Here is a 20,213-nt window from a genome sequence, read left to right as displayed (position 1 = left end):
CGGTCAGTCCGTGGAGACCACGCCCATGGCACCCGAAGACGCGTCCGGGTCCGCCTCCCCGCCCCGCCGGCGTGGGGTCACCGGGTGGACTTCAGGAATGACTCCAGGGTCATGGCCCGCTCGCGGCACTCCACGGCCGTCCACACCAGAGCGGTAACCCCCTTCAGCAACCGCTCCTCGGTGATCGCCGGCAAGAAGGAGTGGACGATCGCGGCGAGTTCGGCCACGCACTGATCCCTCTCGGGCAACCTGCTGTCCCGAGGTTCCGCTCTGTCCGTGGCCGAGACGATCCGGCGCCCCAGGTCCGACGTCACGGCGTCGAGCAGGTCTTTGGCCAGGCCGGTGTCCACGGCCCGCAGCGCTGCCGAACCCCGCTCGTCCCGCACACGCGTGTGTCGCCACCATCCGGGAGGCGGCACCAGCAAGGTCCCCGCCGCGTACCGGTGGCAGTACTCCCGTACGTCCATGGGACCGCTGGCCCCACTCCGGCCGATGCGGTGGGCGGCCAGCACCCGACCCTGGGCGTCCAGCAACTCCTGGCGGACCCGACCCACCCGACGCACCGTGATCTCTCCACTGCCCGGGAAGTGGATCCGTTCCTCGGTCGCCTCCGCGCGCTCGTGCGCACAGTCTTCGACCGGCTCGGCTCCTTCCAGCAAAGCGGCGAGGCACACCGAGCACCACCGTCTCTCCTGCTTACTCCTCGAACGGGTCGTCAGCACCGGTTCCAGGTGGTCGGGTCGGACCCTTCTCATCGAGAGCGACGAATGCCTGTCGGGCGTCTCGTGGAGCAGGTACAGATCGGGACCGCACTCCTCCAAAAGGCAGGAGGCCGGGTTTTCCGGCATCTCTTCCAACGCCGGCAGGAACAGCTCGTCGGTCACGCCCCCTCGCAAGGTCACGGCGAGCGACTCCACTGGATCCACGCGGGACAGGATCGGCTCCGCCCGCTCGACGACCCGTTCCGGTGGGTCCTGCGCGAGGAAACGCTCCACCGATCGCAGGGCCGCGTAGACCTCGGGCAGCCCCGGAGACACGAACCTGTCGAGCCGCTCGGAGTGATCGGCCAGGATCTCGTCGACCACGTCCGTGATCCCGGGTGTCCGAACCAAGGCCCCCGCGCACCTGGCCATGTAGTCCCTGATCTGACGCGCGTGCAGATCCGCGTCCTCGGGGATGGGCGCGCCCTTGGAACGTCCGAACCCCGAAGTGGCGTCGAACCGCGCCGGCCCCTCTATTGCCACGCGCAGGGCGCGACGCCACAGGGGGTCCGCGGCCAAGGCGGGCAGGTCGTGCGGCTCGGGGGCCCACACCAACCAACTGGACAGGAAGATCGGCCCGCCGTCCCGCCATGGCGGCTCTGTGTCCACATCCCAGTGACCGCTGACCGGAACCCCACTGGAGACGAGGAGGTCGAGCACCCCCAACGACTGGGGTTCACGCCAACTCCGCAGGGACAACAGCGGCGCACCATCGGCTTCCATACCCGCCGCGCGCAACACCGCACCGGCCGCACGGAGCGGTTCACCGAGTTCGTCGGCGGGAAGCGCCATCCCCGCATACCTACGGATGAAGGCGTCCGCCCACCGCTTGACCGCGACGGCGTCGAGCCCGGATTCCTCTCCGAAGGGCGCCTCGACCCTCGTTTCTCGGAGCACACGCGCCCACAACCGGGCGGCGGTGGTCTTGGCCTTGGCGGAAGTGCCCGAGGGGACGGGGATCCGTGTGGCGAGGAGTCCGCCCACACGGGGGTCCTCGGCGACCATGGAACGCAGGAGGGGCAGGAGAGGGGTCCACACCTTCGCCGGTGCCAGTACCAGGGATCCATTGGTGAGCAGCGCCCGAACCGCGCGCGCGTCGGCCTCCCCGTCATCGGTGCCCGAACCGCCCGGCACGATCTCGGCTGCCGCGGCCAAGGCCACCAGCCCGGAGGCCAGGTGCTTGGAGGCCCGGCGTCCCTCCTCGCACCAGGCGATGACCAGGTCGCGATGCCAGCGGTAGGCCTCCCCGGGTTCCAACCTTTGGGCCAGTGCCTTGTCGTGGGTGCTCAGGCTGCGAGGTAGTGCGTCGGGGAGGGGAAAACTCACGTAGGACTCGATGACGGCGTCCTCGTCCACGTCGTCGAAGGCGCGCTCGGCCATCCTGGCCTGGTCGTGGAACCCGGTGGCGTAGCCGGTGTTGCCCGCCTCGACCAGGATCTGCGCGCATTCGTCGTAGAAGAAGGGGAGCAGGTCGGGGGCGGTTCGGGTGAGTTCGTCGGCGGTCTCGTCCAGAGCCTTACGTGCGCGCCCGGGTTTGGTCCGGGCGACCTCGCTCTGCCTCCGAAGCCGCGGAAGAAGGGCGACGGCCTGTTCCATCCCCTCGGGGCGGTGTGCGAGGACCGCGGCGAGGAACTCCGGTGGGCGGTGGCCTCGGGCCCCGACCTTCGACTCGGACCGGCTGGTCAGGCCCAGATCCTGCCACACCACGCGCCTGGCCTCGACAGAATGTTCGGGAACGAGCATGACGACGGGACCGTCGAGCGCCGGGTGGGACAGGTCCAGGGCCACGAGTGCGTCCTCCCCCTCCCGAGCGGGGGAAAGCGCCACGCCCTCCGCCCGTGTGAGCGCGGTGCGTTCGTCAGGGGCGGGGGAGACCACGGCCATGGGCGCGTCTCCGGTCAGGTATTCCATGCCCGGCACCTGCTCGGGTTCCGGACCGTCGTCGGAGTCGTCGGTCGAGCGTTGCCGGTACAGCTCCATCAGGATGTGGAGTCCTTCTGACCAGGCGACGTCGTCGACCGACCCTGCGGGCACGTGCCAGGCCAGATCGTTGACGTTCACGGCGGAGTCCGGCCCCTGCCAGCGCAATCCCAGGCTCACGGGGATCGGCCCGGCACGGTGGTCGGCTCCGTACACCTGGAAGTACGCCGTCTCCCCTCGGATACGTCCACCGAGGCGGTTGACCCGTCTTTCGAAGGTCGATCCCAGGTCATAGATGGACGACGGCCGCAAACCGACGGAGACGGCCTCGGGATCGAAACCGTCCGGCCGCCGCCGAACGGGGTGGTCGAGCTGCGTTGATCCGTACGAGGTGTCGTGCGCGTCGGCCAACGCGCGCCAGGCGCCGAGGTCTACGCCGAGCCGGAGGGGGTGGGGAAGGGTGAACGAGGCCCCGGAGACCCGGGAGCGGGTTCCGTTCAGATCCACCAGTTCCACACCGTGCCGCGCGTCGGCGTCGACGAGCAGCCCGGGTTCCGTGGTGCCCGAACCGTCGGCTTCGGGCACGACCACGAGTCGGGTCAGTGCTCGCCGCCAGACGGGGTCGGACCAGACCGCGACCAGGAGTGCGGCGGGCACCGGGAGGGAGCGCGAGACCCATGTGCGGACCTGGGCGCGCACCTGGTCTTCGTGTTCGGCGAGGCGCGCCCGCAGGGACCGCAGTGCGACGATGCCCTCGTCTTTGCCCAGGGACGCGGGCACTCGTACCAGGTCACGACCCTTGGGGCTGCGGCACACCAGTTCGGTTCGAGCGCCCTCGCCCCTCAACCGCGCCGTGTACCCGTCGCCGACGGCCACCCATTCCATCGCTTACGCCCTTTCCGTGTCCGTATCGGGCGCTCATCGTGGCAGAAGGGTGCGACATCGGTTCGAGGTATGTTCGGGCCCACCTCATGATGTTCCAAAGCGGACCCGGAACGCGCCGGTCAGTCGGTGGGCGCCACGCCCACGGCGACGGCCAGGTCCTGCCAGGACATGCCCGAGCCCTTGAACACGTTGGGCCGGTCGGTGCGGCGGGTGACCTCACCGCGCACCAGCGGGGCCAGTCCGACCAGGTCGTCGGCGTTCAGGGCGCCCTCCTCGATGGCGAGCACCACGTCACCGCACTCGCGCAGGGCGCTGTCGCGTTCCTCGACCACGACCTGGGCGCGGCCCATCAGGGCGGCGTCCAGTTCACGGCGATCGGCCTCGTGCGAGCCCATCGCGACGACGCAGGCCCCGTCGCGTACCAGGGAACCGTCGAACAACGGTTCGGCGCTGGAGGTGGCGCACACGACGATGTCGGCGTCGGCGACGTCGGCCGCCACGCCCGCCTCGGCGGTGATTCCGCGTTCGGCGAGTTCGGCCAGGGCCGCCGCCACCTTGTGCGGGCTGCGGCCGACCATCCGGACGTCCTTCAGCGCCCTGATCCGGGCCATGGCGACGACGTGTTCCACCGCCTGGGGTCCGTTGCCGAACACCACCAGGCGAGAGGCCTCGGGGTCGGCGAGGTGGCCGGCCGCCACCGCGGAGGTGGCCGGGGTGCGCAGCGAGGTCAGGCTCACCCCATCGACGAACATCCGCGGGGTGAGCGTCTTGGCGTCCATGAGCACGTAGACGGCCTGGATGCGGGGCAGCCCCAGCGCGGGGTTGCCGGGCGTCACGGAGGCGACCTTGACTCCCACCCAGTCCCCCAGTGTCGAGGGCATGAGCAGCAGGTGCCCGGACCCGGCGTCGGAGTGGGAGCGCGCCGGGTCGTCGGCCGGGTCGAATCCCGCCTTCAGGGCCCCTTCGATCAGGGTGCGCGCGCGGTCGGGGTCGATCCGGCGGCGGACCTCGTCGGCGTCGACGAACGGCAGGCCGTTCACGACATCACCTCGGTTTCGTCGATGCCCTCGCGGCGTGCGATGGCGGCGGTCTCCTTGCGCACGACCGAGCCGGAGACGGCGACGGCGGTGAAGGAGATGACGGCCAGGATCACCAGGTAGGTCGCGATGGGCCACCAAGCGCCGTCGAAGCGGGCCAGCAGCCAGGTGGCCAGCAGCGGCGCGGTGCCGCCGGCGAGGGCGGCGCCGATCTGGTAGCCGAGCGTCACACCGGTGTAGCGGACCCGGGTCGTGAAGATCTCGGAGGTGAGGGTGCCCAGGGTGGCGGTGACCGGCGGCCAGGCCACACCGAGGGCGAGTACGACGGCCACGTACACGGCCCAGTTCATCTGTAGGTCGAGCAGCGTGAAGAAGGGGACGGCCATGGCGGCGATGATCACCGTGCCACCGAGGTAGACCTTCGTTCGGCCCAGGGTGTCGGAGAGGCGGCCCATCAGCAGGATGACGATGGTGCTGACGAACGCGCCGGCGCTGACCGCGTTGAGGACCACGGACTGCTGGATGTCGAGGGTGCCGGTCGCGTAGCTGACCACGAACGTGGCGAAGATGTAGAACGGCGCGGTCTCGACGACCTTCGCGCCCACCGCCACGAGGACGGAGCGCCAGTGGTCGCGCAGGGTGTCCTTGATGGGCAGTTTGGCGACGTTGCCGCTCTCCTGGGCCTCCCGGAAGGCGGGGGTCTCGGCCAGGCCCTTGCGGATCCACAGGCCGACGAAGACCAGGATGATGCTGGCGATGAAGGGGATGCGCCAGCCCCACGCCTCGAAGGAGTCGTTGGGGAGCATGCTGACCAGGCCGAACGCGATGGTGGACAGGAGCATGCCGATGGTGATGCCGGTCTGGGGCACCGATCCGAAGAAGCCTCGGCGCTCCTTGGGCGCGTACTCGTAGGCGAGCAGCAGGGCGCCGCCCCACTCTCCACCGATGGCCAGGCCCTGGATGACGCGGCACAGGATCAGCAGCATCGGGGCGAGCATGCCGACCTGGTCGTAGTTGGGCAGCAGGCCGATGGCGACGGTCGCGCCACCCATCAGCGAGAGGGTGATGACCAGGGTCTTCTTCCGACCGATGCGGTCGCCGATGTGGGAGAAGACGATGCCGCCGAACGGCCGGATGAAGAAGGTCAGGGACAGCGTCAGGTACGACAGCATCAACGAGATCACGGGATCGTCGTTGGGGAAGAACTGCTTGTCGAAGATGAGCGCGGCGGCGGTGGCGTAGAGGAAGAAGTCGAACCACTCGATCGCGCTGCCACTGAGGCTGCCGATGAGCACACGGCGGTTGGTGGCCGGTCGGCCGACCACGGACTGCGTGGGGGACACTCAGCGCTCCTCGTGTCGTGGACCACGTGACGTGGGCCTCATGATGCGAATAAGTGCAACGTACAATTTTACGTTGCACATGACAAGACATCTGGGATGACGCGATCAAGCCGTGACCTGCGAAGAGTCCATCACTCCGGGTTTTCGAGGCGCCCCCGAAACGACCGCCAAGCCTGTGGGGACGGGCTTGGCGGGCCGTGGTCAGCCCTCCTCGCGCCCGGCCCACACCCCGCGCACGTGCCCCAGGTGCCGGCGCATCAACGCCTCCGCCCCGGCCACGTCCCGCGCCTCGATCAGGTCGAGCAGGTCGTGGTGTTCCCGCGCGGTGGCGCCCAGGCGCCCCTCCTCGTACAGCCGGCGCAACGCGGACAGACGCGCCATCCCGCGCAGCCGGCCCACCTCCTCGACCAGGCGCTGGTTCCCGGCGATGCCGAGCAGGCGCAGGTGGAAGGTGGTGTCGGTGGCGATGAACTCCTGTAGGTCCCCGGCCGCGGCGGTCTCGTTGAGACGATCGGCGAGCGGCCGGAGCAGGGCGACCTGTTCGGTTGTCGCGAGGGCCGCGACCCGCCCGACCGTGGGCACCTCGATGAGCTCGCGCACCTCGATGATCTCGTCGAGGGTCACCTCGCCCAGCTCGACCACGCGGTACCCGCGGTGCCGGAGGGTCTCCACGAGCCCCTCCTTGGTCAGCTCCATCATGGCCTCGCGTACGGGGGTGGCCGAGACGCCGAGACGTTCGGCCAGCGCGGGAGCCGAGTAGATCCGGCCGGGTTCGAGCTCACCGGCGACCATGGCCTGACGCAGCACCTCCGTCACCCGGGACCGAAGACTGCTGCTCTCGGCGAGCGACCCGATCACCGGCCGCTCGCGCGGCGCGTCGATGCTCATCTGGTGTTGTTCCTCCCCGCGCGGACTTGTGGCCTCCCAGGATGCCACGCCCACCCGCACGCGCCGTCGCCGCGTGCGGTCGCCATCCGACCCCGACCTACAATAGAGATGTTCCTATCATCTGGATGTTGTCAACATTCGGATCCCATCGTCCGAGAGGGCCGACCCGCATGCCACCGGTGACCACACCGCACGATCTACTCGTCCTGCACGGCCTGCGCGTCGTCGGGTTCTGCGACATCGAACGCCTGGCCGAGGCCACCGGGCTGAACCACGACGAGGTCGAGTCCGAGCTGATCGACCTGGCCGTGGCCGGACTGGTCACACGAACCCCCGGACCCTTCGGTGGTTGGGGCCCGACCGAGGCGGGCCGGATCTCCGACGCCGAGCGCGTCGGCGCCGAACTCGACCGGACCGGCGCCCGCGACCTGGCCGTGCGCACCCACAAGGCCTTCGAGGAACTCAACCCGGAGGCACTCGACCTGTGCGGCGCCTGGCAGCTGCGTCCCCTCGATGGGGTGGTCACCGCCAACGACCACACCGATCCCGCCTACGACGCCCGGGTGCTGGCGGCCTTCACCGACCTCGAACGCCGACGCGACGACGTCTGCGCGGACCTGGCCCTGGCCCTGTCCCGGTTCGGGCGTTACCGGGTGCGGCTGTCCGAAGCGCTGGAGCGGGCCCACGCCGGTGAACTCGACCGGGTGGCCGACGCCACCGACTCCTTCCACACCGTGTGGTCGCAGTTGCACGAGGACCTGCTCGCCACCCTGGGGATCCCCCGATGAGCCCCGAGGCGCGTTGGACGCGCCCGCTCACGGTGGAGGAGACGGGGACCCCCGAACTGCTGGGCGCCAAGGCGCACGGGCTCGTGGGCCTGATGCGGCTGGGATCGCCGGTTCCGGCGGCCTTCGTCGTCACGACCGAGGCCTGCCGCGCCTTCCTCGACTCCGGTGTGTTCCCCCCGGGACTGGACGCCGAACTCGACCTCGCCCTGGCCCGGTTGGAGTCCGTCACCGGCCGGACCTTCGGCGATCCCGGCCCCGGCCCCGATCGTGCTCTGACGGTGTCGGTGCGCTCCGGGGCGAGCGTGTCCATGCCGGGGATGATGGACACCGTCCTGGGCCTGGGCACCGGTTCCGACCCCGGGGAGGAGGTGCGGGCGGCGATCCGCTCCGTGTTCGCCTCTTGGCACGCCCCGCGCGCCCGCACCTACCGGACCCTGCACGGCATCCCGCACGACCTGGGCACCGCCGTCGTCGTGCAGGCCATGGTGGACGGAGACCGGGACGAACACAGCGGGGCGGGGGTGGCGTTCGGACGCGACCCGAACTCCGGGGCGCCCGGCCCCTACGGCGAGGTGCTGTTCGGAAGTCGCGGCGACGCGGTGGTCTCCGGGGGGCGCCGCACCCTGCCCCTGGACGATCTGGCCCACCGCGAGCCCGGGGTGTGGGCCGACCTGACACGTGCGCTGACACTCATCGAGAAGGACCTGCGCGACACCTGCTACGTGGGGTTCACCTTCGAGTCCGGCCGGCTGTGGCTGTTGCAGGCCCGCCCGGGCCGGTTCACGGGTGCGGCGGCCGTGCGAGTGGCGGTGGACCTGGTCGACGAGGGAACGCTGACCCGGCGGGAGGCGCTGCTGCGTGTGACGCCCGCACACCTGGGGCGGGCGCGGGTCCCGCGCGTGGTGCCGCCGCCCGGGGTGGAACCGCTCGCGCGTGGGATCGGCGCGGTCCCCGGTGTGGTGACGGGTCGGGCGGCCACCACCTGCGAGGCGGCGGTCCGGATGGCGGCCGAGGGCCCGGTGGTCCTGGTGCGTCCGGAGACCTCCCCCATGGACATGAGCGGGTTGGCCGCGGCGGCGGGTGTGGTCACCGAACGGGGCGGACCGGCCTCGCACGCGGCGGTCGTGGCTCGTTCCCTGGGCAGGCCCGCCGTGGTCGGCGTCGGCGCGCACACGCTCACCGACGGGGACCTCGTCACGGTCGACGGCACCGCCGGCCTGGTGGTCGCCGGCCGCTCGGAGGTGACCACCGAAGCCGCGCTCCCCCACCTGCGCAGGCTACTCATCTGGGCCGACGAGGTCTCCGGCGAGGACCCCGACCTGCCCGAGGTCGAACGGCTCCGCGCCGCCCATCGGGTTCTCGATCGCCACCGACCCGAAACTCTCCGCACACCACTTCGTCCAAAGTGTTGACGAAGTGCTGTGACGCCGGCAACGTACGCAGCACCTGCCAGGGGACGAGTGATCGGAGACCCACCGTGCATGACGACCGGCGGCTGATCGAGGCACGACTGGAACGGGCTCTGCGGGAACGGGTGTGGCCCGCGGTGCATGGAACATCGGTCCCCTTGGAGGTGGCGCGCTGGGACGCGCCCGGGGAACCGGTACCGGCGGCGGAGGGGATCGCCGCACCCCACGAACCCGCCCGGGTGGGTGACGCCTGGGGGCCGGCGTGGGGCACCACCTGGTTCCGGGTGCGCGGCCGGGTGCCCGCCGGATGGGCCGGTCGACGGGTGGAGGCGGTGGTCGACCTCGGGTTCGACGTGGGCATGCCCGGTTTCCAGAGCGAGGGGCTGGTGCACCGCGCCGACGGCACCGTGGTCAAGGGCCTCAACCCGCGCAACGCGTGGATCCCGGTCGGTTCCCCCGTCGACGGCGGCGAGGAGGTGGAGTTCCACGTGGAGGCCGCCGCCAACCCCGTCATCCTCGACGACCCGCCGTTCCAGCCCACCGAGCTGGGCGGCGGACGCGGCCCCGACGACGAACCCCTGTACCGGTTGGCCCGCGCCGACCTGGCGATCTTCGAGAGCCGGGTGTGGGAGCTCGCCCTGGACCTGGAGGTGGCCGGCGGGCTGGCGCGCGAACTCGACGAGGGCGATCCCAGGCGCTGGCGGCTGTTGCGCGCGCTGGGCCGCACCCTGGACGCGCTGGACCCGCAGAACGTGCCCGGCAGCGCCGAGCGCGCCCGTGAGGTGTTGGCCCCGGAGCTGGCCTCACCCGCCACGGCCGGAGCGCACCGGATCTCGGCGGTCGGGCACGCCCACATCGACTCGGCGTGGCTGTGGCCGCTGCGCGAGACCGTCCGGAAGGTGGCGCGCACCAGCGCCAACGTGGTGGGGTTGATGGACGACCACCCCGAGCTGGTGTTCGCGATGTCGCAGGCCCAGCAGTGGGCGTGGATCAAGGAGCACCAGCCGGAGCTGTTCGATCGGGTGGTGAAGGAGGCCGAGGCGGGCCGGTTCGTTCCGGTGGGCGGCATGTGGGTGGAGTCCGACACCAACATGCCGGGGGCGGAGGCGCTGGCCCGTCAGTTCGTGTTCGGCAAGCGGTTCTTCCGTGACGAGTTGGGCGTGGACACCCAGGAGGTGTGGCTGCCGGACTCCTTCGGGTACTCGGCGGCCCTGCCACAGCTGGTGCGGTTGTCGGGGTCGCGTTGGTTCCTCACCCAGAAGATCTCGTGGAACCAGGTCAACCGGTTCCCCCACCACACGTTCTGGTGGGAGGGGCTGGACGGCACCCGGGTGTTCACGCACTTCCCGCCGGTGGACACCTACAACGCGGAACTGACCGGGGCGGAGCTGGCGCACGCCTCCCGCAACTTCCGGGACAAGGGCGGGTCCTCGTACTCGATGGTGCCGTTCGGGCACGGGGACGGCGGTGGTGGGCCCACCCGCGAGATGTTGGGCCGGGCCGCGCGATTGCGGGATCTGGAGGGATCGCCTCGGGTGACGATCGAGCACCCCGAGGAGTTCTTCGAGCGGGCGCACGCCGAGTACACCGACGCCCCGGTCTGGTCGGGCGAGCTGTACCTGGAATTCCACCGGGGCACCTACACCAGCCAGGCGGCGACCAAGCAGGGCAACCGGCGTTCGGAGCACCTGCTGCGCGAGGCGGAGCTGTGGTCGGCCACGGCCGCGGTGCGTGTGGGGGCCGAGTACCCCTATGAGCGGTTGGAGCGGGTGTGGCGGACGGTGCTGCTCAACCAGTTCCACGACATCCTGCCGGGGAGTTCGATCCAGTGGGTGCACCGTGAGGCGGCCGAGTCCTACCGGGAGGTCGCCGCGGAACTGACCGAGGTCATCGGCCGGGCCCAGGCCGCGCTGGCCGGCGCCGGCGACGGTACCGGCGGTGAGGGCGACGAGGTGGTGTTCAACCCGACCCCCCACGAACGCGACGGGGTGCCCGCGCTGGGGGCGTCGCCGCGTTCTCGGGTCCTCTCCCCCACCGTCGAGGGCGCCGTCGAGCCCACCCTGACCGGCGTCGACGGCGGGTTCGTCCTGGACAACGGACTGTTGACGGTGCGGGTGGACCACCGAGGGCTGGTGATGTCGGTCCTGGACCGGTCGGCCGAACCCGAGGGCCGGGAGGTGCTCGCCCCGGGGCTGCCCGGCAATCTGCTCCAGTTGCACCAGGACGTCCCGAACCAGTGGGACGCCTGGGACGTGGACGAGTTCTACCGCAACAGCGTCACCGACCTCACCGAGGTCGACTCGGTCACCGCGCTCACCGATGCGGAGGCCGCGGAGTCCGATCTGCCCGTAGACACCGTGGGCGTGCGCGTCACCCGTTCCTTCGGGGAGTCCTCGCTCACCCAAATGCTGTCGCTGTCACCGGGCGCTCGGCGGCTGGACGTGGACACCACCGTGGACTGGCACGAACGCGAGAAGTTCCTCAAGGCCGCCTTCGCGGTGGACGTGCGGGCGCACGAGTCGTCGTCGGAGATCCAGTTCGGGCACGTCAAGCGGCCCACCCACACCAACACCTCCTGGGACGCCGCCAAGTTCGAGATCTGCGCGCATCGCTGGGTACACGTGGCCGAACCCGGCTACGGGGTGGCGGTGCTCAACGACTCCACCTACGGGCACGACATCACCCGTGACGTGCGCTCCGACGGGGGGACCACCACGACGGTGCGGCTGTCGCTGCTGCGGGCACCGCGCTTCCCCGACCCCGAGACCGATCAGGGCGAGCACCGGCTCCGCTACGCGCTGGCACCCGGCGCGGAGATCGAGGACGCGGTGCGCGAGGGGTACCGGATCAACCTGCCGGTGCGTTCGGCGCCGGGCGCGAGGGCGGTGGAGCCGCTGGTGGAGGTCGCCGACCCCGGTGTGGTCGTGGAGTCGGTCAAGCTCGCCGACGACCGTTCGGGGGACGTGGTGGTGCGCCTCTACGAGGCTCGCGGTGGGCGTGCTCGGACGTCGCTGCGCACCGGCTTCCCCGTGCGCGGGGTGCGGGCGGTGAACCTGTTGGAGGAGGACCACGAGGACGCCCCGAACCCGTTGTCGACCGTGGCACCGGCCGACGGGGACGGTCGAGGCCCGCGTCTGGTGAACGTGGGTCTGCGCCCCTTCCAGATCCTCACCCTGCGCTTGGAGCTCTGACTCCCCCGGCGGCCGGTCAGCCCTTCATCGCCCCGCCGAGGGCGAACCGGCCGCCCATGGCGCGGGATACCACCATGTACAGCACCACCACCGGCACCGTGTACAACAACGAGTACGCCGCCAGTTCTCCGTAGCGCACGCTCCCGTACTGGCCGAAGAACGTGAACACGCGTACCGCCGCCGGCATCTTCTCCGGGCTGGTGAGCAGGATGAACGGCACGAAGAAGTTGCCCCAGGTGGTGACCAGGGTGAAGATCCCCACCACCGCCAGGCCGGGCGCCAGCAGCGGAGCCACCAGGTAGCGCAGGGACTGCCAGGCGGACGCCCCGTCCACCCAGGCTGCCTCCTCCAGGGCGATGGGGATGCCGTCGATGAAGTTCTTGGTCAGCCAGATCCCGAACGGCAGGGTGCTCGCGGCCAGGAAGAGGGTGGTGGCGGTCAGCGAGTTCAACAGGTCTGCCTGCACGAACATCCCGTACACGGGAACCATGATCGCGGTGATGGGCAGACCGGTGGCGAACAGGACCGAGTACAGGAACGGTTTGCGAAAGCGCAGGTTGTACCGGGACAGCGGATAGGCGGCCAGCATGGAGCAGAATGCGGTGATCACCGCCGCTCCCCCGCAGGTCAGGACGCTGTTCCAGATCGGCCGGTAGACGATCTCGGGGGTCATGATCGCGGTGAAGTGGTCGAGGGTGAGCGAGGTGGGAAGTCCCGCGCGCAGGGAGGGTTCGGTGTCCACGGACGCGAACAGCATCCACAGCATGGGCACCAGGAACACCACGGCCAGACCACCCAGGATCAGATGGGTCAGCAGGGTCGAGGCGACTCGGCCGGGCGCGCTCACCACCATCCGCGTTCCGGTGCGTGCGCCGTTCCCGCCGTTCCGCTCGTGACTCATCGCTGTTCCTCCCTGCTGAGCATCCACACGTAGACGACGGAGAACAGGCCGGCGACCACCAGCAGCGCCAGGGCGATCGCGGTTCCATAACCCAGGTCGCCCAGGCGCAGCGCCTCCTGGTACATCAGCAGCGGCAGCGTGGTGCTGCGCGCGCCCGGTCCGCCGGAGGTCATCACGAAGATCAGTGTGAACACCTGCACGGTCTGCAACGTGATCAGGAGCAGGGTGGTGGCCAGTGTGCGGCGCAGCAACGGCAACACCACGTGCACCAGCACCTGGAAGGAGGAGGCGCCGTCCACCCTGGCGGCCTCCTTGAGGTCGTCGGGCACCTCCGCCAGACCCGCCGAGTAGGTCATCATCGAGAAGGCGGTGCCCTTCCAGATGTTGGCCAACACCACCGCGAGCAACGGCGCGGTGAACAGCCAGTTCTGCGGCTCCGCGCCGAAGAACCCGAGGACGGAGTTGAAGCCGCCCTCCCGCTCCAGGAACGCGTACCAGACGAACCCCGCCACGACCTCGGGGACCACCCAGGCGCCCACCACGATCGCGCCGACCGTGGCGCGCACCGCGCCGTGCCGGTTGCGCATCAGCAGCGCCAGGGTCAGGCCGAGCACGGTCTGCCCGAACACGCACCCCACCAGGAAGAGCACGGTCAGGACGGTGGCTTCGCGGAAACGGGTGTCGGCGAGCAGGCGTTCGAAGTTGGCGAAGCCGACGAACTCGGTCTGCGCGGCCTGCGCGCCGGTGAGGGCGGCGTTGGTCAGGGACGCCCACACCGTCCACAGGATGGGGCCGGCGAAGAACGCCAGCAACAGGAACAGGGCGGGGCCCATGGGCAGGACCCAGCGGGCCGAACGCGCCCACCGCCGGCCTCGATGGGCCGCGGCCTCCCGGGTGGTCCGGTCGTCACGGGTGGTCGTGGTCGCCACCGGTCAGGAACCGTCCGTCACGTTGTCGGGGCCCACTATCGACTCCAACTCCTGGGCGTAGAGTTCGGCGGCCTCCTCCGGGGTGGCCTCGCCCAGCATGACGACCTCCATGGCCTCCTGGACCGCCAGGGACACCCTCGGGTACTCGCTGTAGGCGGGCCGGAAACCGGTGACGTCGACGAGTTCGGCGAACTGTTCGGCCTTGGGCGCGGCCTCCAGGAAGCCGGGGTCCTCGGCGACGTCGGAACGCACCGGGATCTGGCCGCCCTCGACCGCGAACTTCACCGCGTTCTCCTGGTTCAGGGCGTGGGTCATGACCCGCCAGGCCAGGTCGGGGTCGGTGGCGTGGGCGCCCATCGACAGGGCCCAGCCACCGGACATGCTGCTCGCGCCCGCGCCTTGTCCGTCCCGGGTGGGCATGGGGGTGAACTCCATGTGGTCCTCCCACTCCGGCCAGGGTTGGTTGGCCTCCTCGATCCAGGACTGGGTGGCCCACGAGCCCTCCAGGCTGATCGCCATCTCCCCGTTGGGGAAGCGCTCCTCGTTGTTGACGGTGCCGATGTTGGCGTCCAGGGCGTCCTGTGGGTCGAGGGTGAGGTCCTCGTCGTAGATGGTCCGGACGAACTCCAGGGACTCGGTGAACCCGGCGCTGGAGGAGACCCACTGTTCGGAGGATTCCTCGAACAGGCTGTCGTCGGTACCGCGGAGCAGCATCTGGAAGCCCTGGAGGGAGGCGGCCTCTCCGGCGGGGGTCCCCGAGTAGACGTTGAGGGGGACCACCTCGTCGCCGAACTCGTCCCGCACGGCGCGGGCGGTGTCGAGCACCTCGTCCCAGGTGGCCGGTTCCCAGGGAAGTGCCACACCGGCCCGTTCCAGGAAGTCGGTCCGGTACCAGAGGCCGCGCACGTCGGTGCCGAGCATGACCCCGTAACGGGTTCCGTCCAACGAGGTGACCGCCTCGGCCTCCTGTTCGTTGAACCGTTCGGCGTCATCCCAGGCGTCGAAGTGATCGTCCAGCGGCATGAGGTACCCGGCGTCGGCGTCCTGGTTGATGGTGAACGTGTCCTGGTAGATCAGGTCCGGGGCCTCGCTCGCGGAGCCGTTCATGAGGTTGACCTGGGTCTGGTAGTCCTCGGCCTGCGCCTCGATGGCGTTGAGTTCGATGGTGACGTCGGGGTTGTCGGCCTCGAACTCCTCCTTGACCTTCCGCATCAGCGAGTCCATCGCGATGAAGGTGCCGAACTTCTGGTAGGCGATCCGAACGGTGGTGGCGTCCCGTTCGTCCCCCGAGGAGCAACCGGCGGCGATCAGGGTCAGGAGCGCGGCGGCGGCCGCCGCCCGGGTGGTGTTCCTTGGAGTTCCCCTCATCGTGTACCCCTCACGCAGCGATGGCCGGCCGACCCGAGATAGTGAGCCGCATCACATGCTTACTAAAAACCTTGGATAAAGACAATGGGGGAAGTGAGGTGAACCGGTGCGGTTACCCTCGGGTGGGACGGGCGGCCGGGCGTCCGCACCGGCAAAGGCGGAGGGACTCCACGCATGCGCACCAGCACCAACCTGTTGTGGTTGGGTGACCTCAACCAGAGCAGGGTGCTCGACGCGGTACGCCGCTCCGACGGGGTCAGCCGGGTCGAACTGGCCGAACAGACCGGGCTGACCGCGCAGACGGTCTCCAACATCGTGCGGCGTCTGTTGGAGAACGGCCTGGTCCTGGAGGACGGCCGGGCCGTCTCCCGAGGCGGCAAACCGGCCACCATGCTGCGGCTCAACGCCGGCGCCTACTACGCGGTGGGCATGCACATCGACCCGGCCTCCACCACCCTGATCGTCACCGACCTGGCCGGCCGGGTGGTGGCCCGCGCCCGCCGACGCACACCTTCGGCCCAAGGTCCGCGCCGGGTCATCGACGCCCTGAGCCGTTCGGTGCGCGCCATCGTGGCGGACTCGCCCGCCCCCGATCGGGTCCTGGGGCTGGGGGTGGCCACGCCCGGGCCGATCGACCGTTCCGCGAGCGCCGTCACCCCACCCCACCTGCCCGGATGGCGGTCGGTTCCGCTCCGTGAGGACCTGGCCGAACGCACCGGGTTGGCCGTGGTGATCGACAACGACGCCACCGCCGCGACCATCGGCGAGCGCTGGGCCGGGGGCGGGGAGCGTTCCGAGGACATGGCGTTCGTGTACGTGGGCACCGGCATCGGCGGCGGCCTGGTGCTGGACGGCGACGTGTACCGCGGCGGCACCTTCAACGCGGCCGAGATCGGTCACGTGACCGTGGACCCTCGGGGACCGGACTGCCCGTGCGGCAACCGGGGTTGCCTGGAGACCTACACGGCCCCGCACGCCGTCGCCACCGAGGCCGCCCGCCGACGCGGGGAGGACCGGGCGGACTACGAACGCGGACAGGCCCGCACGGTGGCGGCGTACCGGAAGGTGTGCCGGGAGGCGCGCGCCGGGGACCCGGTCGCCGCGGCGGTGGTGGGCGAGGCCGGTCGACGCCTGGGCGACGCCGCGGTGACACTGCTCAACCTGGTGGACGTCCCGGTGGTGGTGCTGGGCGGCTGGGGCATGTCGCACATCGGGGCGCTGTACGCCCGGGCGCTGGACCGCGCGGTGGCCGAACGCACCATAGCCCGGGGGGTGCGCCGGGTACGGGTGGAGCCGTCCCTGATCGGTGAGGACGTCGGGGCCATCGGCGCGGCCACCCTGGTCCTGCACGCCGCCTACTCCCCCAAGTTCACCACCGTCTGAGCCCCGTACCCGGGCATGTCCGGGATCGAAGCCCTCGCGTCACCTGCGCCAGAACAGGTGGTGCCGCACACCGCTCGGACTGGGCACGACCTCCAGGCGGAACCGGTCGAGCAGCTCCTCGGGGGACTCCCAGAGCTTCAGACCGGCCCCGAGTTCCAGCGGCGCGACCGCCACGTGCATCGTGTCGACGAGGTCGGCTTCGAGGAACCGACGGATGGTGGTGACCCCGCCGCCGAGTCGGACGTCCCCGCCGCCCGCGGCCCGCCGCGCCTGCTCCAGGACCGTGGCCGGGTCGCCTCCGACGAAGTGGAACGTGGTGTCGGACAGCGTGAACGAGGGGCGCTCATGGTGGGTCATCACGAACACCGGGGTGTGGAACGGTGGTTCCTCTCCCCACCAGCCGCGCCACTCGTGGTCGGGCCAAGGCCCGCGCTGGGGGCCGAACTTGTTGCGGCCCATGATCTCGGCGCCGATGTTGTTCGCGAAGTCGCGCGTGAAGTAGTCGTCGAGGCCCCGGCTGCCTCCCGGGTCGGTGCGGCCCGGCCATCCCGCCGTGGCCCCTGCCCACTCGAAGAGCAGCTCGGGACGATCGACGTCGCCGAACGGGCTGTCGAGGCGTTGGTTCCGCCCGGCGGCGATCCCGTCCTCGGAGACACTGAAGTTCTGGACTCTCAGCAGTTGCGACACGTGTTCCTCCTGTGTGGTCGAGGGGTGACGTCGACAACAGGGGAGACTTCCCGAACGGGGAGAACTCATCGCGGTGAGCGGCCCGAGTCCGGGGCCGGGGTCAGTGACCCGGGATCAGTGGTCGGGGTAGACGGACTGGATGCGCTCGGCCACGTGGGCGAAGCCGCCGCGCTCCAGGATGTGCACCTGTTCCCGGACGAACGCGGCGCGCTCGGCCTCGCCCGGGACCGATTCGATCAGCCCGCGCAGGATGGCGACCTGGACGTCCTGCTGCATGGCGGCCTCGTCCTCACCGGGGTCGGCGGGCCACCAGTAGCTCTCGTAACCCTCGTCGTCGACACCGCTGCCGGAGACGGGGTGCTCGAAGTGTTCGATGATCTGGCCGGACAGTTCCTCGATCGACTCCTCGGACGACGGACGCGCGGGCGAGGGCCTCGGGTCCGGCGCCGGGCCGCCGGGTACGGGTCCCGGTCCGCTCGCCGGGGCGTCCCGCAGGACGGCGCGCACCGACTCGGCCTCGTGCTCGGCCTCCCACAGGGCGCGGTCCTTGCGCAGGCGGACGATGCTCCGTAGGCGCTCCTCGTCCTCGTCGTCCAGGTCCACGCGCACGTCGTCGGCCCACACCTCGACGATGCCGTCGGCCACGGGGGACTCCGTGGCGAAGAGCGCGGTCAGCTCGACCTCGACCACCCCACGGTCCTGCGGGAGGGTGTGGGCCAGGAGCTCACGGGCGCGCAGCAGGATCGAACGCGAGGCGGGACCGGCGGGGTTGCGCAGGCGCAGGTCGACCCGGCCGGCCCACCGCCAGTGCACCCGCGCGGAGAAAACGAAGTCGTAGTCGTCCTCGGCGCTGGGCAGCGCGGTGCGGCGCAGACGTATCCCGCGGGTGCCGCTCTCGCCACGCGGGGCGGGCACCGGGTCGGGTTCGTCGCCATGGTCGGAGCCCCGGTCGGAACCATCGCGACGCTCCTCGGCCTCAACGGGTCGTGGTTCGGCCTCGGACTCGGTCGCGGACAGCGCCCGCGCCAGTGCGGGCCCGACTCCGGCCAACACCGCCGGCCGCGCCAGGGCCACCCCCAGCAGCATCAACGCCACCGGAATCCACACCAGTGTCCACAGCCCGACCAGCGGATACAGCACCGCCGGGACGAGCAGCACCACGACGACCGCCGTCAGGCGGGTGCGCGTGTAGGTGGCCACGGGTGTCTCCTCTTGCGGGGGCAGGGGAATGACTTGGGAAGGTCCACATGCCAGTCTGCCCGAGAACGAGCGTGCTCGTGCCACCAATGCCGAGTCGTGCTCCTCCGGAGACCCTCCCGTGTCGCCGCGGGAACCTCCCCCTCCTGACCTCGAAGCCCACGTTTCCCGCCTCCCCCATCACCGGGCGGCGGGACACCCCCGACGAAATCAGCAGAGGTGACCAGAATGTTCCATACCGAACTCCGTCGCCGTCGAACGACGGCCGGGATGAGTCTCGAAGCACTGAGCCGCCGCGCCCACTACAGCAAGGGCTACCTGAGCAAGGTGGAGAACGGGACCAAGCCCGCCACCTCCGACGTCGCCCGTGCTTGTGACGCGGCACTGGACGCGAACGGAGAGCTCGCCGCCCTGGTGCGGACCGATCCCTCCATCCCCCGGCACGACACCCCGACGGAGTCCACCACCCAAGAACAGGAGGTATGGCTGATGGGCCTGACCCCGAACGGTGAGACGGGATTCGTCGGCCTCGACCGGCGCACCGTCCTCTCCCTCAGTGCCTTCTCCTTACTGGAGATCGGGGATCCGAACCCCTCTTCCCGCACTCGCGAGGTCGCGCCGGCCCTGGAGGGCTTCCGCGCGCAACTGGGCGGTCTGCGCTCACTGGGACAGCACACCGCGCCCTCCATGGTCTTCCCCGTCGCGGTCTCCCTGGCCAACGCGCTCAGGCAGCTCGCCGCGTCGGCCTCCCCCGCAGACCGGCCGGAGACCCTGCGACTGGCCGCTCGCTTCGCCGAGTACGCGGGATGGATGGCGCAGGAGTCCGGAGACGACCGGCGCGCCCTGTGGTGGACCGACACCGCCGTTGCGATGGCTCGGGAAGGGGGAGACCGGAACATGGGTGAGTACGCGCTCGTTCGCAGGGCGCTGGTCACGATGTACGCCCACGACGGACTGGGCACGCTCGAACTGGCCCGACACGCACAACGCGACCCATCGACCTCCGCTCGCGTGCAGGGTCTCGCAGCCAAGCGTGAGGCCCAGGGCCACGCGCTGGCCGGTGATCCCCTCTCATGTGAGCGTGCCCTGGAACGCGCCCGCACCCTGTTGACCTCCGACCCCGGCGACAACGGAGGCCCGGAGATACTCGGTTCCAGCCACGTAGGTGATCCGGTCGGTGTGGTGCGTGGCTGGTGCCTGGTCGACCTGGGGCGGACGGAGGAAGCCGCACGACTTCTGGATCAGGAGTGCGCGGCCCTACCCGTGAACGCCGCACGTGCCCGTGCCCGCTTCGGAGTTCGCCGTGCCCTGGCGCACGCGTTGTCCGGCGAGGTCGACCACGCCTGCGCCCTCACCGAGGAACTACTGGGCGAAGGGGCCGGTTCGGACTCGGCGACGGTTCGCGTGGACCTTCGCCGCCTGCATCAGGCCCTGAACCGGCACCACGGTCACGCCCCCGTTCGAGAGCTCTCGCCCCGGCTGTTGAGCGTGCTCCACGGCGTTTGAACGACCGTGTGGGGCCGCGC

General features: G+C 70.5%; 14 protein-coding genes. 5 read left to right on the top strand and 9 right to left on the bottom strand.

Annotated features, from left to right (window positions below; all coding sequences use genetic code 11):
* Nucleotides 1-77 precede the first annotated feature (77 nt).
* The 4 genes from ACWGSK_RS26135 to ACWGSK_RS26120 form a co-directional block, all read right to left on the bottom strand.
* Complete coding sequence (locus ACWGSK_RS26135; RefSeq protein ID WP_452457042.1) at nt 78-3,566, bottom strand: hypothetical protein; 3,489 nt, start codon at nt 3,564-3,566, stop codon at nt 78-80.
* Nucleotides 3,567-3,685: 119 nt separating this feature from the next.
* Nucleotides 3,686-4,606, bottom strand: coding sequence for an ornithine cyclodeaminase family protein (locus ACWGSK_RS26130; protein WP_452457041.1), 921 nt, complete (start codon nt 4,604-4,606; stop codon nt 3,686-3,688).
* Nucleotides 4,603-5,946 carry an MFS transporter gene (locus tag ACWGSK_RS26125; protein WP_452457040.1) on the bottom strand — a complete coding sequence of 448 codons (1,344 nt, stop codon included), beginning with the start codon at nt 5,944-5,946 and terminating at the stop codon, nt 4,603-4,605. The genes ACWGSK_RS26130 and ACWGSK_RS26125 overlap by 4 nt, the downstream gene beginning before the upstream one ends.
* 201 nt (nt 5,947-6,147) lie before the next feature.
* The gene (locus tag ACWGSK_RS26120; protein WP_452457039.1) at nt 6,148-6,834 is read right to left on the bottom strand and encodes a GntR family transcriptional regulator; all 687 of its coding nucleotides are present in this window, start codon (nt 6,832-6,834) and stop codon (nt 6,148-6,150) included.
* A 170-nt stretch (nt 6,835-7,004) separates the two neighbouring features.
* Between ACWGSK_RS26120 and ACWGSK_RS26115 the strand changes: the two genes are divergently transcribed.
* From ACWGSK_RS26115 to ACWGSK_RS26105, 3 genes are all read left to right on the top strand, one after another.
* The gene (locus ACWGSK_RS26115) at nt 7,005-7,622 is read left to right on the top strand and encodes a transcriptional regulator (protein WP_452457038.1); all 618 of its coding nucleotides are present in this window, start codon (nt 7,005-7,007) and stop codon (nt 7,620-7,622) included.
* A complete protein-coding gene (locus ACWGSK_RS26110; RefSeq protein WP_452457037.1) occupies nt 7,619-9,034 on the top strand; it encodes a PEP/pyruvate-binding domain-containing protein in 1,416 nt (471 codons plus the stop codon). Before ACWGSK_RS26115 ends, ACWGSK_RS26110 begins: the two co-directional genes overlap by 4 nt.
* A gap of 65 nt (nt 9,035-9,099) precedes the next feature.
* Nucleotides 9,100-12,222 carry an alpha-mannosidase gene (locus ACWGSK_RS26105; protein ID WP_452457036.1) on the top strand — a complete coding sequence of 1,041 codons (3,123 nt, stop codon included), beginning with the start codon at nt 9,100-9,102 and terminating at the stop codon, nt 12,220-12,222.
* Nucleotides 12,223-12,238: 16 nt separating this feature from the next.
* Here ACWGSK_RS26105 and ACWGSK_RS26100 read toward each other — a convergent pair whose 3' ends face one another.
* From ACWGSK_RS26100 to ACWGSK_RS26090, 3 genes are all read right to left on the bottom strand, one after another.
* Nucleotides 12,239-13,123: a carbohydrate ABC transporter permease gene (locus ACWGSK_RS26100; RefSeq protein WP_452457035.1), complete on the bottom strand. Its 885-nt coding sequence runs from the start codon at nt 13,121-13,123 to the stop codon at nt 12,239-12,241.
* Nucleotides 13,120-13,956, bottom strand: a complete 837-nt coding sequence (locus ACWGSK_RS26095; protein ID WP_452457081.1) for a carbohydrate ABC transporter permease — start codon at nt 13,954-13,956, stop codon at nt 13,120-13,122. The genes ACWGSK_RS26100 and ACWGSK_RS26095 overlap by 4 nt, the downstream gene beginning before the upstream one ends.
* A gap of 99 nt (nt 13,957-14,055) precedes the next feature.
* Nucleotides 14,056-15,420, bottom strand: a complete 1,365-nt coding sequence (locus ACWGSK_RS26090) for an extracellular solute-binding protein (RefSeq protein WP_452457034.1) — start codon at nt 15,418-15,420, stop codon at nt 14,056-14,058.
* A 174-nt stretch (nt 15,421-15,594) separates the two neighbouring features.
* Here ACWGSK_RS26090 and ACWGSK_RS26085 point away from each other — a divergent pair, with 174 nt between their 5' ends.
* Complete coding sequence (locus tag ACWGSK_RS26085; protein ID WP_452457033.1) at nt 15,595-16,803, top strand: ROK family transcriptional regulator; 1,209 nt, start codon at nt 15,595-15,597, stop codon at nt 16,801-16,803.
* Between the two features lie 39 nt (nt 16,804-16,842).
* On the opposite strand, the gene ACWGSK_RS26080 is transcribed toward ACWGSK_RS26085, so the two are convergent.
* A complete protein-coding gene (locus tag ACWGSK_RS26080) occupies nt 16,843-17,490 on the bottom strand; it encodes a dihydrofolate reductase family protein (protein ID WP_452457032.1) in 648 nt (215 codons plus the stop codon).
* Between the two features lie 114 nt (nt 17,491-17,604).
* On the bottom strand, nt 17,605-18,690 hold the full coding sequence (locus ACWGSK_RS26075; RefSeq protein ID WP_358507296.1) for a hypothetical protein: 1,086 nt from the start codon (nt 18,688-18,690) through the stop codon (nt 17,605-17,607).
* A 225-nt stretch (nt 18,691-18,915) separates the two neighbouring features.
* Here ACWGSK_RS26075 and ACWGSK_RS26070 point away from each other — a divergent pair, with 225 nt between their 5' ends.
* Nucleotides 18,916-20,193 carry a helix-turn-helix domain-containing protein gene (locus ACWGSK_RS26070; RefSeq protein ID WP_452457031.1) on the top strand — a complete coding sequence of 426 codons (1,278 nt, stop codon included), beginning with the start codon at nt 18,916-18,918 and terminating at the stop codon, nt 20,191-20,193.
* Nucleotides 20,194-20,213: the final 20 nt, after the last annotated feature.

The sequence above is a fragment of the Nocardiopsis sp. NPDC055551 genome, from assembly GCF_053619415.1.
The sequence above is the reverse complement of the archived record's forward strand: the minus strand, read 5'-3'. Positions and strand labels throughout refer to the sequence as shown.

Bases quoted from the DNA above. Each gene is read 5' to 3' on its own strand.
- ACWGSK_RS26135 (WP_452457042.1), bottom strand. From the start codon at position 3,566: ATGGAATGGGTGGCCGTCGGCGACGGGTACACGGCGCGGTTGAGGGGC.
- ACWGSK_RS26120 (WP_452457039.1), bottom strand. From the start codon at position 6,834: ATGAGCATCGACGCGCCGCGCGAGCGGCCGGTGATCGGGTCGCTCGCC.
- ACWGSK_RS26115 (WP_452457038.1), top strand. From the start codon at position 7,005: ATGCCACCGGTGACCACACCGCACGATCTACTCGTCCTGCACGGCCTG.
- ACWGSK_RS26110 (WP_452457037.1), top strand. From the start codon at position 7,619: ATGAGCCCCGAGGCGCGTTGGACGCGCCCGCTCACGGTGGAGGAGACG.
- ACWGSK_RS26100 (WP_452457035.1), bottom strand. From the start codon at position 13,123: ATGAGTCACGAGCGGAACGGCGGGAACGGCGCACGCACCGGAACGCGG.
- ACWGSK_RS26095 (WP_452457081.1), bottom strand. From the start codon at position 13,956: ATGGGCCCCGCCCTGTTCCTGTTGCTGGCGTTCTTCGCCGGCCCCATC.
- ACWGSK_RS26090 (WP_452457034.1), bottom strand. From the start codon at position 15,420: ATGAGGGGAACTCCAAGGAACACCACCCGGGCGGCGGCCGCCGCCGCG.
- ACWGSK_RS26085 (WP_452457033.1), top strand. From the start codon at position 15,595: ATGCGCACCAGCACCAACCTGTTGTGGTTGGGTGACCTCAACCAGAGC.
- ACWGSK_RS26070 (WP_452457031.1), top strand. From the start codon at position 18,916: ATGTTCCATACCGAACTCCGTCGCCGTCGAACGACGGCCGGGATGAGT.